At 60.6% G+C, this 15,364-nt stretch carries 17 protein-coding genes and 2 tRNA genes; 8 read left to right on the plus strand and 11 right to left on the minus strand.

The annotated features are described in order from the left end of the window. Positions 1 to 17 precede the first annotated feature (17 nt). The gene (locus ACN0TS_RS02680) at positions 18 to 494 is read right to left on the minus strand and encodes a hypothetical protein (protein WP_417257763.1); all 477 of its coding nucleotides are present in this window, start codon (positions 492 to 494) and stop codon (positions 18 to 20) included. A gap of 235 nt (positions 495 to 729) precedes the next feature. Between ACN0TS_RS02680 and ACN0TS_RS02685 the strand changes: the two genes are divergently transcribed. The 6 genes from ACN0TS_RS02685 (at position 730) to ACN0TS_RS02710 (ending at position 5,994) form a co-directional block, all read left to right on the plus strand. Next, entirely contained in the window at positions 730 to 1,032 is a 303-nt protein-coding gene (locus ACN0TS_RS02685) for a hypothetical protein (RefSeq protein ID WP_417257764.1), read from the plus strand. Between the two features lie 90 nt (positions 1,033 to 1,122). Continuing rightward, positions 1,123 to 2,433 (plus strand): homoserine dehydrogenase, encoded by a 1,311-nt coding sequence (locus ACN0TS_RS02690; protein ID WP_417257765.1) that lies wholly within the window; start codon positions 1,123 to 1,125, stop codon positions 2,431 to 2,433. Between the two features lie 230 nt (positions 2,434 to 2,663). Continuing rightward, positions 2,664 to 3,629, plus strand: a complete 966-nt coding sequence (gene glpX / locus ACN0TS_RS02695; RefSeq protein ID WP_417257766.1) for a class II fructose-bisphosphatase — start codon at positions 2,664 to 2,666, stop codon at positions 3,627 to 3,629. A gap of 124 nt (positions 3,630 to 3,753) precedes the next feature. Next, on the plus strand, positions 3,754 to 5,499 hold the full coding sequence (gene recJ / locus ACN0TS_RS02700; RefSeq protein ID WP_417257767.1) for a single-stranded-DNA-specific exonuclease RecJ: 1,746 nt from the start codon (positions 3,754 to 3,756) through the stop codon (positions 5,497 to 5,499). A 114-nt stretch (positions 5,500 to 5,613) separates the two neighbouring features. Beyond that, positions 5,614 to 5,688 (plus strand) — tRNA-Glu (locus tag ACN0TS_RS02705). Positions 5,689 to 5,919: 231 nt separating this feature from the next. Beyond that, positions 5,920 to 5,994, plus strand: a tRNA-Glu gene (locus ACN0TS_RS02710). Positions 5,995 to 6,035: 41 nt separating this feature from the next. On the opposite strand, the gene ACN0TS_RS02715 is transcribed toward ACN0TS_RS02710, so the two are convergent. The 6 genes from ACN0TS_RS02715 to ACN0TS_RS02740 form a co-directional block, all read right to left on the minus strand. Continuing rightward, positions 6,036 to 6,590, minus strand: coding sequence for a thioredoxin family protein (locus ACN0TS_RS02715; protein WP_417257768.1), 555 nt, complete (start codon positions 6,588 to 6,590; stop codon positions 6,036 to 6,038). Further along, entirely contained in the window at positions 6,590 to 7,570 is a 981-nt protein-coding gene (locus ACN0TS_RS02720; RefSeq protein WP_417257769.1) for an MBL fold metallo-hydrolase, read from the minus strand. Before ACN0TS_RS02720 ends, ACN0TS_RS02715 begins: the two co-directional genes overlap by 1 nt. A gap of 69 nt (positions 7,571 to 7,639) precedes the next feature. Further along, positions 7,640 to 8,674, minus strand: a complete 1,035-nt coding sequence (locus ACN0TS_RS02725) for a diguanylate cyclase domain-containing protein (RefSeq protein WP_417257770.1) — start codon at positions 8,672 to 8,674, stop codon at positions 7,640 to 7,642. After that, entirely contained in the window at positions 8,671 to 9,270 is a 600-nt protein-coding gene (locus ACN0TS_RS02730; protein ID WP_417257771.1) for a heme NO-binding domain-containing protein, read from the minus strand. Before ACN0TS_RS02730 ends, ACN0TS_RS02725 begins: the two co-directional genes overlap by 4 nt. A 152-nt stretch (positions 9,271 to 9,422) precedes the next feature. After that, positions 9,423 to 10,166, minus strand: coding sequence for an HAD family hydrolase (locus ACN0TS_RS02735; RefSeq protein ID WP_417257772.1), 744 nt, complete (start codon positions 10,164 to 10,166; stop codon positions 9,423 to 9,425). Between the two features lie 8 nt (positions 10,167 to 10,174). Continuing rightward, positions 10,175 to 10,453 (minus strand): DUF3572 domain-containing protein, encoded by a 279-nt coding sequence (locus tag ACN0TS_RS02740; RefSeq protein ID WP_417257773.1) that lies wholly within the window; start codon positions 10,451 to 10,453, stop codon positions 10,175 to 10,177. A gap of 138 nt (positions 10,454 to 10,591) precedes the next feature. Between ACN0TS_RS02740 and ACN0TS_RS02745 the strand changes: the two genes are divergently transcribed. Then, complete coding sequence (locus ACN0TS_RS02745; RefSeq protein ID WP_417257774.1) at positions 10,592 to 11,974, plus strand: diguanylate cyclase domain-containing protein; 1,383 nt, start codon at positions 10,592 to 10,594, stop codon at positions 11,972 to 11,974. Between the two features lie 115 nt (positions 11,975 to 12,089). Here ACN0TS_RS02745 and ACN0TS_RS02750 read toward each other — a convergent pair whose 3' ends face one another. The 4 genes from ACN0TS_RS02750 to ACN0TS_RS02765 all read right to left on the minus strand — a co-directional run bounded on the left by ACN0TS_RS02750 (position 12,090) and on the right by ACN0TS_RS02765 (position 14,331). Next, complete coding sequence (locus ACN0TS_RS02750) at positions 12,090 to 12,674, minus strand: periplasmic heavy metal sensor (protein ID WP_417257775.1); 585 nt, start codon at positions 12,672 to 12,674, stop codon at positions 12,090 to 12,092. 3 nt (positions 12,675 to 12,677) lie between these two features. Continuing rightward, positions 12,678 to 13,118, minus strand: a complete 441-nt coding sequence (locus tag ACN0TS_RS02755; RefSeq protein WP_417257776.1) for a hypothetical protein — start codon at positions 13,116 to 13,118, stop codon at positions 12,678 to 12,680. Further along, entirely contained in the window at positions 13,105 to 13,695 is a 591-nt protein-coding gene (locus ACN0TS_RS02760) for an RNA polymerase sigma factor (protein ID WP_417257777.1), read from the minus strand. Before ACN0TS_RS02760 ends, ACN0TS_RS02755 begins: the two co-directional genes overlap by 14 nt. Before the next feature lie 81 nt (positions 13,696 to 13,776). Continuing rightward, positions 13,777 to 14,331, minus strand: coding sequence for an EF-hand domain-containing protein (locus tag ACN0TS_RS02765; RefSeq protein WP_417257778.1), 555 nt, complete (start codon positions 14,329 to 14,331; stop codon positions 13,777 to 13,779). A gap of 297 nt (positions 14,332 to 14,628) precedes the next feature. Between ACN0TS_RS02765 and ACN0TS_RS02770 the strand changes: the two genes are divergently transcribed. After that, positions 14,629 to 15,039: a DUF983 domain-containing protein gene (locus tag ACN0TS_RS02770; RefSeq protein WP_417257779.1), complete on the plus strand. Its 411-nt coding sequence runs from the start codon at positions 14,629 to 14,631 to the stop codon at positions 15,037 to 15,039. The last annotated feature ends 325 nt before the right edge of the window (positions 15,040 to 15,364 follow it).

A 15,364-nucleotide genomic window follows, 5' to 3' on the forward strand; every position in this document is an offset into this window, starting at 1 on the left:
CCCGTAGGGATCACAGATCAGGCAATCGGGGTCTGGGACAACAGGCGCGACGCCAGAATATCGGCCATTGCCTTGGTCTCGCCCGCAGGGGTCACGCCGCCCACGCCAACCCTGCGCCCGAACCGCCACCACAGACCTGGCGCCCATGCGCGGGGCGCTCTCGATTTCAGCACCACAACAAAGCCGTTGGAGGGTTTGAGCGCAAATGCGCCCCGCTCGACCTTTTCGATCTCGTCAACGCGGCACAGAACGCGGCCTTCGGCATCTTCGAGGGCGTCTTGGGTCAGTACCAAATGGGTCGCCGTCGCGTTCCATGACCGCATCGCGGCATAAAGAGACGCAAGACCAAAGACAGACAGCACAAGCCGCCAAAAGACGGGCATCGTCCCCGTGGCCAACGCCACATAGACAAGCAACGCGCCCAAAAACAGCATCATCGCAGCCGAAAAAACACGGCGGATCGGCGACGGATGAAGGATAAAAGTCTCTCGCACGGCAAGGCTCCAAATCTAACGGTTGTCAGTGTCTGCCCTCTCCCCTACCGCGCCTCCCGCCAAAGAGAAAGACGCAAACGCTCCCAAGACCGCCTCGCAACCCCGCTTTTCCCCCGTGAACAGGGCGCAGACGGATTGCCCCTGCCTGAGCGCGGGTCTATGGTGCCGCAACCCCGCTTCGGGCTTCACCCCCGCCGATCCTCGGCCCTGTTCGGACACCTTTGTAGGACTGCCCATGCCCCGCAGCACGCGCCTTTTGATCCCCCTCGTGCTTGTCACCACTGGTCTGAGCGCCTGTGCGGATCGTCCCGATCTTTCGGGATGGACCTCCCCGCTGCCCGTCAGCTCCGACTGGCCCACGCTCCTCCCCTCCGATCAACTGGAGACCATAACCTCTGTGTCGCACGCGGACCCTGCGGCCACCACCGACACGCTCGCCGCCCGTGCCGCCGCATTGCGTGCCCGCGCCGCGCGTCTGGCCGGGCAACCCGTGCTGTCTACCGCCGAACGGGCCCGCCTTGCCGCCGCCGTCAATTAATCCCGCACCCGCCTGCCCCACGCCCGTTGCACAGCGCCGCGAATAGAGCTAACAGAGCGCACAGTTTATCGTCACCGCGCGGAGTTCAACATGGCCAAATCCCCATCCACCAAAGCCCCCCTGCGTCTCGGCATCGCGGGTCTTGGCACCGTTGGCACAGGCGTGATCAAAATTCTTCAGAGCAAAGCCAACCTGCTGGCCGCCCGCACGGGTCGCCCCGTGGTGGTCTCTGCCGTCTCCGCGCGCACCCGCGCCAAGGATCGCGGCGTCGACCTCTCAGGCTACGCATGGGAGGATGATCCCGTCTCCCTCGCCCTGCGCGATGACGTTGATGTGTTTGTCGAATTGATGGGCGGCGCAGATGGCCCCGCCAAAGCTGCCACCGAGGCCGCACTCTCGATGGGCAAAGATGTCGTGACGGCCAACAAAGCGATGTTGGCCCTGCACGGCAACGAATTGGCGGCACAGGCCGAAAAACACGGCGCAGTTTTGCGCTTCGAGGCAGCCGTCGCCGGCGGCATCCCCGTGGTCAAGGCCCTCACCGAAGGTCTCGCAGGCAACACCATCACCCGCATCATCGGCGTGATGAACGGCACCTGTAACTACATTCTGACCCGCATGGAGAACGAAGGCCTGTCTTATGACGAGGTCTTTGCCGCCGCCAATGCGCTCGGCTATCTCGAAGCGGACCCGACCTTGGACGTGGGCGGCATCGACGCGGGCCACAAATTGGCCCTGCTCGCCGCCATCGGCTTTGGCACCCGCGTCAACTTTGGCGACATGGTGCTTGAGGGCATTGAACGCATCACCATCGACGACATCCGCCAAGCTGCCGATATGGGCTATAAAATCAAACTCTTGGGCGTCGCTCAAATGACGGGTCGCGGCCTTGAGCAGCGCATGACGCCTTGCCTTGTTCCCGACACATCGCCACTCGGTCAACTCGACGGAGCCACCAATATGGTGGTGCTTGAAGGCGACGAAGTGGGTCAGATCGTCTTGCGCGGCGCGGGCGCGGGCATGGGACCAACCGCCTCTGCCGTAATGTCCGATGTGCTCGATATCGCTCGCGGCATTCGCCTGACCACCTTCGGCGTGCCTGTGGACATGCTCGACACGGCCAAACCCGCCGTGGCCGCCACACCCGCTTCATTCTACCTGCGCCTGTCGTGCATCGACAAACCCGGCGTTTTGGCCAAAGTCACAACGGCCTTGGGCGATGCAGGCGTCTCCATCGAGCGGATGCACCAATACGGCCAACACGACGACCCCGATGTGGCGCCCGTGTTGATCGTCACCGACCCCACCTCGCGCAGCTCGCTCGACGTGGCCATGGCGGCGATGGAGGGCGCAAACGTTCTCTCCGAGAAGCCCGTCGCGATCCGCATCGAAGCCGTCTAGCCAACCCGCGCATACCGCAGACTCAAACACGCCCGCCGCCCCGCTCTACGCGGGCGGCGGATGGCTTTTGGCGCCCTGACACCCGAAATTATTGGCCTTCCCCAATGCGTTAGCGCAAACAAATGCCGTGTTAGCGCACACATGGCCTCCCCCGTCTTGAAGCTGTGACAGTCTTGTGCGCATGAAGGGCAAATACGTTTGATACCCATGTAATGACAGGACTTGACCCAATGGCCCCTTCCAAAAATCTCTTTTACGATCGCATGCTGTCGCTCGGTCTCGCCCGCGTTGCCGAACAGGCCGCCATCGCATCTGCGGATTTCGTAGGCCACGGTGACGAGAAAGCCGCCGACCAAGCCGCCGTGAACGCCATGCGCGATCAACTCAACCAGCTCGACATCCACGGCACCGTGGTCATCGGCGAGGGCGAGCGCGACGAAGCCCCCATGCTCTATATCGGCGAAGAGGTCGGCACGGGCAACGGTCCCGCCGTGGACATCGCCCTTGATCCGCTCGAAGGCACAACCCTGACCGCCAAGGACATGCCCAACGCACTCACCGTGATCGCTATGGCCCCGCGCGGCACATTGCTGCACGCCCCCGATGTCTACATGGACAAACTCGCCATTGGCCCCGGCTATGAGAAGGATGTCGTCTCCCTAGAGATGACACCGACCGAGCGCGTTCATGCCCTCGCCAAAGCCAAAGGCGTCGCCCCGAACAAGATCACCCTGTGTGTCCTTGAACGTCCACGCCACGAGAAAATCATCGACGAACTGCGCGCCACAGGGGCCGCCATTCGCCTCATCACCGACGGCGACGTTGCGGGCGTCATCCACTGTGCCGAACCCAATGCAGGCATCGACATGTATATGGGCTCCGGCGGCGCACCCGAAGGCGTTCTCGCCGCCTCCGCGCTCAAATGTATGGGCGGTCAAATGTGGGGTCGTCTGACCTTCCGCAACGACGACGAACGCGGCCGCGCCGCCAAAGCAGGCATCACCGATCTCGACCGCATCTATGCCCGCGACGACATGGTGACATCCGATGTGATCTTTGCCGCCACAGGCGTCACCGACGGCTCCATCGTCCCCGGCATCAAACGCGAACCGGGATACCTGACCACGGAAACCATTCTGATGCGCTCCAAAACAGGCTCCGTGCGCCGCATGACCTACCGCAACCCCGTCAAATAACGGCACCTGCACAAGGCAGATCAAATCAGGCGTCCGCAACACTGCGGGCGCCTTTTTCGTGTCGCGTCTCCCGCACCACGCCAACCCCGTTGCGCCCTTGCCCGCCAAAGGGCATTAAGGGGGCATGACCGATTTTCTCAATGTCTCCGCATCACTCACCGCCCGCCGCTGGGTTGGCCCCTCGCCCGAACACCACCGCTTGGCCGAGGCGATGGCGCAGCAAACGGGCCTGCCCCTGCCGCTGTGCCACACGCTAACGAGGCGCGGCGTGGCCGCTGAGGACGCCGAGTCGTTTTTGGCTCCCACGCTCAAAGAATTGCTGCCCGACCCCACTACGTTGCGCGACATGGACAAAGCCTCGACACGCTTCATCGAGGCCGTTAAGGCGGGCCAACGCATCGCCATTTTTGCCGACTATGACGTGGACGGGGCCACCTCGGCAGCGCTGCTTGTGACATGGCTGCGCGATATGGGACAGACCGCCACGCTCTATATCCCCGACCGCATCGACGAGGGCTATGGCCCCAACGAGCCCGCGATGGAGGCGCTTGCCCGTGACCATGACCTGATCGTCTGCGTCGATTGCGGCACGCTCTCGCACGGCCCGATTGCCGCCGCCAAAGGCGCGGATGTGATCGTCCTCGACCACCACCTTGGTGGCGAAACCCTGCCCGACTGTGTGGCCGTGGTGAACCCGAACCGCCAAGACGAAAGCGGCGAACTGGCCCATCTGTGCGCGGCGGGCGTCGTGTTCCTGATGCTCGTAGACGTGACCCGTAAACTACGCGACGCGGGCACGAAAAGCCCCAACCTGATGCGCGCGCTCGACCTTGTGGCCTTAGGCACCGTGGCCGATGTCGCGCCCCTCATTGGCGTCAACCGCGCCCTCGTGCGTCAAGGGCTGCGGGTAATGGCCGACCGCGATCGCATTGGGCTACGCGCCCTTGCCGATATGGCACGGATGGACTCCGCACCGACCTCCTACGCGCTTGGTTTCATGCTTGGCCCGCGGATCAATGCGGGCGGGCGCATTGGCGCGGCTGATCTTGGCGCACGGTTGCTGTCGACCGACGACGAACACGAGGCACAGGCTATTTCCGAGCGCCTCGACGCGCTCAACACCGAGCGCCGCGAGATCGAGAACAACGTCCGCGAAGAGGCCTTGGCACAAGCGGAGGCGCGCGGCTTTGACGCGCCGCTTGTCTGGGCCGCAGGGGACGGGTGGCATCCCGGCGTGGTGGGAATCGTCGCCTCGCGGCTCAAAGAATCCACCAACCGCCCCGCCATTGTCATCGGCTTTGACGAAGACGGCATGGGCAAAGGCTCGGGCCGCTCGGTCACAGGCGTGGACCTTGGCGCGTCGATCCAGAAACTCGCCGCCGAAGGTCTACTCGTCAAAGGCGGTGGGCACAAAATGGCGGCGGGCCTCACCGTCGCGCGCGACAAACTAGAGCCCGCAATGACCCGCCTCTCGGAGCTTTTGGCCAAACAGGGCGCGGGCGAAGGTGGCCCGCGCGATCTCAGACTTGATGCGCTTTTGATGCCGGGGGCGGCGACTGTGGAACTGATCGAACAACTGGAAGCCGCAGGGCCTTATGGCGCCTCGGCCTCGGCCCCGCGCTTTGCCTTTCCCGATTGCCAGATCCACTTCGCCCGCCGCGTTGGCGAAAGCCATCTGAAGGTGACATTCTCAGACGGGTTAGGCCCGCGCCTTGACGCGATTTGCTTTGGGGCGTTCGACGGTCCCATCGGTCCCGCACTTGAAGCGCATGGCGGCAAACGATTCCATCTTGCGGGCCGGTTGGAGATCAACACATGGGGCGGACGGCGCAGCGCGCAACTGCGTCTGGATGATGCTGCCCCCGTCTAAAACAGCCCGCCCAGCGCCCTCAATCGCGCCCGATAAAATTTTTTGTGACATGGGTGCAAATTATCTCTTGCGCAGACAGGCCGCATTACATAAGAACCGCCTCACGCCAAGAGTGGCCCGTTCGTCTATCGGTTAGGACGCCAGGTTTTCAACCTGGAAAGAGGGGTTCGATTCCCCTACGGGCTGCCACTTTCCCCACAGACATTTTAATCCCGCAGCAGCGCCTACCCGCAGGCGTCCTCTGTGGTTTCACTGATGCCTACCGCGCCCCATTCGCGACGCTGCCCCCCTGCAAGCAGACCGCATCAAAAAAGCGAGGCGAAACGTCGGGCCAGAGAGTTCACAACAAGACGCATTTTTCCTGCATCTGCCTCTTGCACATCACGCGCGGCTCTTCTAAACCCCCCTCACGCAAAGAGTGGCCCGTTCGTCTATCGGTTAGGACGCCAGGTTTTCAACCTGGAAAGAGGGGTTCGATTCCCCTACGGGCTGCCACTTTCGCCTCCTCCCAAATGAACGCCTAGACACTCAACGCCCTAGCTGTCTTTCCATTTGATCGAACAGCCCATCGACGGGATTTGCTCGCGCGGGCCTTTGCCCGTTTGCGCTACCTCGCGCATGGCCTCGAACAGATCGCGCTTGAGATCCGCGGGGCCAGCGACCTTGCGCGAGGCATCCAGACGCCCGCGATATTGCAGACCACCCTCGGCATCAAAGCCGAAGAAATCAGGGGTGCAGACCGCGTCGTAAGCCTTCGCCACCGATTGATCAGCGTCATGCAGATAGGGAAATGGCAGCGCCCATTGCGCCGCCATCTTTACCATATTGTCGAAACTGTCGTCGGGATAGGCCTCCGCGTCATTGGCACAGATCGCCGCCACCCCGATCCCGAGGCCCTGAAGCTCACGGGCATCGCGAATGATCCTGTCTATAACCGCAAGCACGTAAGGACAGTGATTGCAGATGAACATCACAAGCGTGCCCTTCTCCCCCGCCACATCGTCAAATGTGTAGGTTTTTCCGTCCGTTGCGGGCAAGGAAAACGCAGGGGCGCGCCAACCGAAATCACAAACAGGGGGGATTGCTGCCATTATTCAAACTCCATCTCCGTATAGACCACGCCCGCATTTTTGGTCGCCAGTTCCTCGAAAGTATCGAGATTGGCATAGGGGCTTTGGTCCACATAATACGCATCATCGAGCGATCCGCCATCCTCCAGATGCGCCGCGATCTTGCCCCGCAGATAGGCGAGATAGTCATAGGTGCCAGCGCGGACGACATCCATCGTGGTCGGGTGCCCGTGCCCGGGAATCACATAGGCCGCGCCGAGCGGCTCAAAGGCGCTCTCCCATGTCTCCATCCAACAGCTTGTGCAGGTGTCCGAGAAGATCGGTGGCATCCGTTCGTGAAAGGCAATATCGCCCGCGATCACAATGCCCTCCTGCGCGATCCACACCGAAATATCCCCCGCGCTATGGGCGGGACCGAGGTGCAAGACCTCAATATGCAAATCGCCCATGTCGATGATGTATTCGTCCTCAAAGGTGATCGTGGGCAGGGCCGCCTCGGTATCGTCGCCGTTTTCACGCGCGTACCGCTTCATACTCTCCAAGGCTTGGAAACTGTTATCCTCGAAGGCCTGCGCCGCATCGACATGGGCCAACACATCAATGCCCTGATCGGTCCAGTATTTGTTGCCGAGCATCGCATGGCCCTGACCGTTTTCGTTGATCACCAGTTTCACGGGCTGATCCGTGATCGTCTTGATCTCCTCATGCAGCGCCCGCGACAGCGCGACATTCGCGCCCGCATTAACGACAATCACCCCGTCGCCCGTCACGATAAAGCTGAGGTTGTTGTTGTGGCCTGCGTTCTCATAGGTCGGCGGCGCGGTCGCCCCAATCGCCGAATACACATGCTGTGTGACCTGAACGGGTTTGTCGTAGAGCACCGATTGCGGATATTTGTCGGCAATGCCCTCGGTCGCTCCGGCCATTGTGGTCAGGCTGGCCAAGACAGGAAGACTGGCCCAAACGGCACGGCGATACAAAGGAATGATAGGCTGTTTCATAATGGTTTCCTCCCAAAGATAGCGAAAGAATAGACACATTTGAATGTGTTTCGCCAGAGAGGAGTCGCGTTATTCGAGAGCCTCGCGATAGGCCGCTGTGGCGCTATCGGTGTGGATCGTCGGGTCAAACACAATCGCCGTCGCGCGCCCCGCATGTTTGGAGGCATAGAGCGCCAGATCGGCATCGTGGATCATCTGATCCGCCTCTGGATGTTTGTAAAAATCGCTCGTGGTGATCCCGACCGAGCCCGAAATCTGACAGGTGATATCACCATGTTCAATCGGTTCCTCAAGACGTGAGATAATACGGTACGCCGTACGCAAGAGCCGTTCGTGATCCACCATATTGCTGAAGATCAGGATAAACTCATCGCCGCCGACCCGCGCCACCATGTCGTCTTCGCGGGTGACTTCGCGCAAGATCTCGGCAACACGCGTCAGCACCGCATCCCCTGCGGCGTGGCCATAGGTGTCATTGACGGTTTTGAAGTAATCCAGATCGAGGTGCATGAGCGCAAACGGGACATGCCCGCGCATCAGCCGCGCCAACACAAGGTCCATTGCACGGCGGTTACGCAGCCCCGTCAACACATCCGTCAACGCCTGTTCCTCCGCTTGGGACTTGGCCCCTTGCAGGCGGGCGTTCAGCTGTTTGATCTCTTCAAGGATCGCTGATTTGGCCTCGACCAGATACAGCATTTCGATCACCATATCGGTATGTGCGAAATCCGCATCGCTCAACCCGTAGGCGCCCACCGCCTCGACCACCGACATTCCGAACGACAGGTTCAACAGGTAATAGCCTACCTCGGGCACCTCGACCGCAAGCCCCTTCAGGCTCGTCGCCGGACTGGATTTGAAGGTGAGATAGAGCTTGGTATAGAGCGGCACAGGCCCGTCACACTGGCCGCGCCCGTTGTCGCGGATGTCGAACAGATCACTGACCTTTTGCCCGACCATCTCCATGCCGGGGCGCAGTTTTCGCAGCGTCGGCCCCACATGGAGAATGGTGCCCTCGGCGTCAAAGGCCAAATTCATCGGCATCAGGATATCGACAGTCTGTAACTGGCGCATCCGACCGCTGTCTATGGCGACATGTTTCACTCGACAGCCTCGTCCGCAGCGACCAATTCGAAACTGCGCCCCTGTGCAAAAGCCGTTTCCAAGAGGTAAACATGGATCACCTCCTCAGCCGTATCTTTCCATCCTTGATGCTCCAAAAAGACCAAAGCGCCATAATCATCCGCCATCGCCCGCAATACGCCCAACATGACATAGCCGAAGCCGGGCACATCATGGGAACAGACCAATAGATATTGCCCCTCCCCGTCTGGCTCGACCGTCAGTTTCGGCACCTCAATATCGGGAAGCGCCATACGCGCGCGCCCCTGCAATTCATTGAGAGAAAACAGAAATTCCGTAAAATCGCCTCCCCCGAACCGCAGCAATCGCCGGATCGGCTCGACATTGGGATGCGACACCATATAGGTGCCCACATCCTCAAGGATACTTTCCACAGGTTTTTTGAAATGACGCGCGGTAGCGCTCATGACATCAATTGTCACACTGTCGGGATACGCCAGCATCGCCTCGAAATTATCGAAGCCCAATTCCGCAGCCTCTGCGATCTCCGCCCATGTCTGAGCCCCGTATGTATCACGCAAAAAGCACTGCAAAGCGCGATTGATCATCCCGTGCATCTTGACCGGCCCTTACCTATTACCTGCGACCTGCTTACCGCCGCAGTCTTAAGAAAGTGCCAATGCCCCTAGGTCAACTTACCCTATCAGCACAGACAATCGTTCAAATTTTCCCAAAAATGTCGCGGACTTAAAGGGCGCGCAGCACCGCCTCACGCCTCGTCTTGCGCCATCAGCCACGCGGGGAGATCGGCAACCGAGGTCAGAACCACATCCGCATGTGGCGCCAGATCCGCATGTGGCGCCAGATCCGCCTGCGTGGCCACCCCTGTGAGCACCGCAACCGTGCGCATTCCCGCCGCACGCCCCGCTCTCAGGTCATGCAGGCTATCGCCCACCATCACAGTGGCCTGTGGCGTCACCCCAAGCGCCCTTGCCGCCGCCAGACAGCCATCGGGCGCGGGCTTCCCGCCATGCCCGCTGTCATAGCCGATCACCACGTCGAACACCCCGCTCAGGCCCAAATCCTCGATCTGGCGCAGCGTCTCGCTCTCGAAATCATTGGTCACAACCCCCTGCACGATCCCCGCGTCGCGCAGGGTCGCGTGCATCGCCGCCAGCCCCTCCACAGGCCACAATTGAAAGTCCCCCTCCGCGGGCGTGATCCGCATTAGAATTTCGCGCGACGACAAGGTGGGCATATAGGGCCGCAACAACTCCACCAGATCGTCGGGGGTGCCAGCAATCACAGGGCTGTCGGGATGAAACATCTGTGTGGCCAGATCAATTTGCAGCGTCTGCGCAATCTGTGCCGCCTCGTGGCCCGTCTGCGCCGCTAGATCGCGGATCGCACGCACTGCCCACGGACCCCATGTCTTTTGGAAATCAATCAACGTGCCGTCCTTGTCGAACAACACCGCCCGCACGGGGCAAGGCGACGTGGCGGTCTGTGTCATCTTTGCTCTCACGTCCAATTGATCTGCTCCGCTCCGGGAAGCGCATAACGGGCCTGCATGACATGAGTCGGGTCACTCGTTGTCTCCAACGCCCATCGGTTAACCCATTCGTCATTCATCATTAAGAAATCCAGCACAGCGGCCAAGACCTCGCCCTCGCCCGCCCGCGCCCGCAACTCGGCCCCGTCCATGCCCGTAGAGCCCAGAAAAACAGGCAAAATCTCTTCATCTCCCACGAGCCACGCGAGGACATTGAGGGCCAAAGCCTCGGCGGATTCTTGCTTCATATCTGGTAACTCCTGTTAAGGTGGAAACGTTTTATTAACCAATCTAATGGCATCTTAAACTAGATCTCGGGGCAATCTGACCGCAAGCGCGATTAGTAGGACACCCGCGACGAAGTGAAAGAGGAAAAGTAAGAGCAAATGCCAGGTCGCATACTCATAGCAGATAGTGTTCCCACGAGCCGCATTACCATGAAGGTCATGCTGAACGCTGCCTGTTACGATGTATTTATGACCAGCTCTGCCGATGACGTCCTCCACAACGCCGCCACCAAACGCCCTGATCTGATCATTGTCGATACGGATTTGGGCGACACGGGGGCCGCCGGCGTATGCCACCTCCTCAAAGCCGATCCAACCCTGACCCATATTCCCGTCGCGGTAGTCGGCCCCGACGATAACGAACACCGCCTCGCAGCCCTGCGCGCAGGCGCTGAAGCCTATTTCGCCAAACCCGTCGACAGCATCGAATTGCGCGCCAGAGTGCGGGCCCTGCTGCGGGTCGCGGCCACCGCCGACGAGCTGACCCGCCGCGAACAAACCGCCCGCGAAATGGGCTTCATCGAGACCCAAACACCCTATGAACCACAAGCCCGCGTCATACTCGCCGCCAACAAGGTGGATGATGCAGTCAAGCTGCGCGGCACCCTGCGCGGCTTGATCCACGCCGATATCGAGGTGGTGCGCCGCGATTTGCTCCTGCACGCCATGCGCACAAGCCAAGAGACCGATGTCATTGTCATCTCGAGCGAATTTGACAACCCGAACGAGGATATGCGCCTCTTGTCGGACATTCGCGGCTATTCAGAAACCCGTCACGCCGCCATCGTCGCCCTGCATCCAGACGGCAAGAAACCCGACGCCCTTGTGGCGCTTGATCTGGGCGCGAACGACATCATGGCCCAGTGCCGCGACCCTGAGGAGCTTGCCCTACGGCTGCGATCTCTGATCCGCCGCAAACGCGAGGCCGACCGCCTGCGCGACACCATCGACCGCAGCCTGCGCATGGCCTCGATCGACCCGCTGACGGGCCTCTACAATCGCCGCTATGCGCTACCCTATCTCGAACGGCTGGCCTCCGAAGCCATCGAGACAAAGGCCCCCTTTGCGGTGATGATTGTCGACATCGACAAGTTCAAATCTGTCAATGACCGCTATGGCCATTCGGTTGGCGATGCGGTCCTGGTCGAGGTGGCGCGGCGCTTGCGTGACAAGCTGCGCCCGCAAGATCTCGTCGCGCGGATCGGGGGCGAAGAGTTTCTCATCGCCCTGCCCGCCACAACGCTTGGGAGCGCCCAACGCACCGCCGAACGCATCCGCCGCGAGGTCTGCGCGACCCCTGCGACGCTCTCGGATAAGGGGCAGCCCGTCACGGTGTCGATCTCCATCGGCTTGGCCATGTGTACCGACATGCCGCACTGCGGGGCCTCTGTTTCCACGCTCATCGACATCGCGGATATGGCGCTTTACACCTCGAAAGCCGAAGGGCGCAATCAAGTCACCTTAGGCAAAACAGCTGCCTAACGCGCGACCACCGCGACACCTAAACCCTTTGCTCCACATAAAAAACGCCGCTTTGATGCGGCGTTTTCTTTCGGTCTGATGGAAGCACGGGGCGCGCCCGTATAGGGCAGCACGCCTAGTCCTTTTTCCCGTCCTTGCGCGGACCATCCTTGTGGTCGCTCTTTTTTCCGTCCTTGTGCGGGCCGTCTTTCGGCGGCTCTTGCGGGCCGCGCTTGACCATCTCATCAAGGCGCTTGGCATAGGCCGCCCGCTCGTCATGGGTCATATTCGCCACCTTCTGCGCCAACAGACGTGCGCCGATTTCCTGACGGGCTGCCAAATCCGCCTGTTGCTCCACGATCACCGCCTCAAACGCCGACGGGTCAAACGGCTCGGCGCGCAAAGCAGCCATCACCGCATTAAACTGCGCCTCGACACGCTTACGTGCCTCGACACGTGCGCCCGCTTTTTCCATGAACGCACGGCCAAGCTCGCGTTTGTCCTTGCCCTCGAAGGCCCCCACATAGGGACCAAAGCCAAAGTCGCGGGTCTGCATGACACGCACCCGCTCTCCGTCGCCACGCGCGTCATCATCGCGGCGCAATGCGGCCCCTGCAACCATGCCGACAACGGCAAGGTTGAGCGCCAAAGACACCACCAAAACCACACGACTCCAATGGAATGTGCCCTTTTGAGGCGGAGTTTGTTCGAGTTCACTCATGGCTTATCCTTCCGTCCCGAGATCGTAGAAGCTCGGCACAAGATCGTCGAGGGCGTAGGAACTGACCTCCGCCGTCAATTCTGTTGTCGCACTACCAGAGGTGCCCAGCGCGAAATCCGTCACCACCGTGGGCGCTCCAAGGCCGAGAACCAACCCCGTCACCCCTGCAGTCGCCACGCCTGTGAGGCCGCGCCATCCGCCCAGAGCGGCCAGAGCCGCCCGCATCAACGGGTGCTGCGCTTTGACTGGCTGCGGGCGTGTCGGCGCCATTGCTGCAATCTGCGCATCGGCATCTGCCATGATCCGCGCCAACAGATCGGACGAGGGAACGGGGTCGCGATCACGCGCTTGCGCAAACATCGCGTCCAACGCTGCATCCGTCTGTGGATCAAGCGGTGCCTCTAGGGGGGATGGCCCCCAACGGTCTGTTTTACGTTTCGTCATCTTCGAACCCCAATCTTTCCTTTTCGCCCGCCAGTCGTTTGGCGAGCAACCGTTTGCCGCGTGAAATCAGGCTTTCCACCGCCTCCACGCTCACGCCCAAGATTTCGGCAATCGCAGGGTTTGAAAGCCCCTCGATGTGGCGCAGCACCACAGCCTGTCTTTGACGTTCCGGCAATGTGCCCAAGGCCGTCTCCAGCGCGGTGGCCCGCGCCTTCTCCATCAATCGCGCATCCTGGCTTGGACTGCCGTCTTCTGGCTCCGCGATCTCATCCAACCCTGTGCCGCGCTTCTTGCGCAAACGGTCGGTGCATAGATTGGTCACAACACGGTAGAGCCATGTCGTCACCTTCGCCTCGCCTTGCCGCCATTCGGGGGCAATTTTCCAAAGCCGCATCATCGCTTCTTGAGCCACGTCCTCGGCCTCCGCATGATCGCGCAACAACCGTGTCGCATAGCCCAGAACCACAGGCGTCAGCCGCATGGTTAAAGCCTGCGCGGATGCGCGGTCACCGTTACCAAAGGCAACAAGCAACGCCTCGTTAGAGACATCACCAAGAGCGTCAAAAGGCATGTTCATCACCCGCCATGCGTATCCCAAGTCCTGTCTGGCGTCTATTGGCGGGCGCACATTAAAGCGCGCCCACCGGTATTTTAGAGCTTAGCGCTTGTCGCGACCGCCATCTTTACCGCCGTGGTGGCCTTTGCCACCATGACCGCGTTCGCCACGATCACCGCGCTCGGCCATTTTGGCTTTGGCTGCGTCAAACTCGGCTTGGCTGATTGCGCCGTCGCCATCGGTGTCAATGCGATCAAACATCGAGACTTGCGGACGCGAGGTCAGTTCTTCAAGGCTCAACACACCATCGCCATCGGTGTCGCGTGCGGCGATCATCTTGTCGGTTCTGTCTTTCATCCGCTCGGCCTTTTTGGCCTCATGGTTCGCCATCAGCTCTTCTGCGCTGACCGTGCCGTTGCCATCGGTGTCGATTGCGTCGAACTGGGCTTGTTTTTGCGCGTCAAGTTCAGCCTGTGTCACAGTGCCGTCGCCATCAGCGTCGAGCGTTGCGAAATCAACTGGCGCACCCATCTGTGGCCCCATACGGCCCATACCGTCGGCTTTGCCGTGGCCGCCCATTCCGGCAGCAGAGGCGAGGCCTGCGGTGCCCAAAACAGCGACGAGTGCGATAGCGGAGATGATTGTGTTACGTTTCATAGTAGGTCTTCCTTTATGATCTTACCCTCGCGCGGCCGTTTCACCCCTCGTGATCTCCGCGCGTTCTAAACATCAAACGCAGGGCGCGGCACTTTCCGTCGCTTTTGGCCAAACTATTTTGTCGCCCCCGTTTCCGCCCCTGCTATTCACCCCGCAAAACAGCGCGACAACCGGACGCGGCGACAAAGGAGGCTATACTCTTTTATAAGGCTTGGCTTAGGGTATGGCCCAAACGCACAATTCAGGCCGACACCCGACGACCCAAACGCATCGAACGACGACAAAGGCGACCTGCTCATGACTGACCAATCCTTTTCCGGCTCTGCCACGCAAATCGGCGATGGTGAACGCGAATTGCGCCCCGCCATGCTGCGCGGGTGGCGTCGCCGCTGCCCGTCGTGCGGAGGTGGCCCCATGCTCAAAGGCTATCTCAAAGTCCGTGACGAATGCCCCGTATGCGGCGAAGACCTGCACCATCACCGCGCCGATGACGGCCCTGCCTATCTGACGATCCTGATCGTCGGCCACTTGATGGGCCCGATCCTCGGCTGGGCTTTCATCGAATTTCGCCCCGACCCGCTTACGCTCGTCGCGATCTTCGCCTCTGGCACGGTCCTGCTGTCGCTCTACCTCCTCCCCCGCTTCAAAGGCGCCATCGTCGGCCTGCAATGGGCCAAACGCATGCACGGGTTCGGCAACAACGGCTAAGCCCCCAACACCCCCCATCCAAAAAGGGCGCCCTTATACAGGGCGGCCTTTTGCATTTGGACGGATGGATGAACGCGTCAACGGAGCGCACCGCAGTGTCGGGTTTGAGGACGGTTTGATTGATGCTGTAAGCTGTGCAGACGGAAGCGACAAGGGCGGAGAGCGGTCGTTCGCTGCACACTGTATCAAGGTCAGCTATGCGCAGATAGCAGGCTTTGCAAAGTTGTAACCATTTCCCGTAAGTAGACATAATTATGGCATGTATTGCGAAAATTGAAGTAACCTATTTCGATATGCTTGAAAGAATGCGGTACCCTTGATGGAG

It is taken from the genome of Celeribacter sp. (genome assembly GCF_048266405.1).
GTDB lineage: Bacteria > Pseudomonadota > Alphaproteobacteria > Rhodobacterales > Rhodobacteraceae > Celeribacter.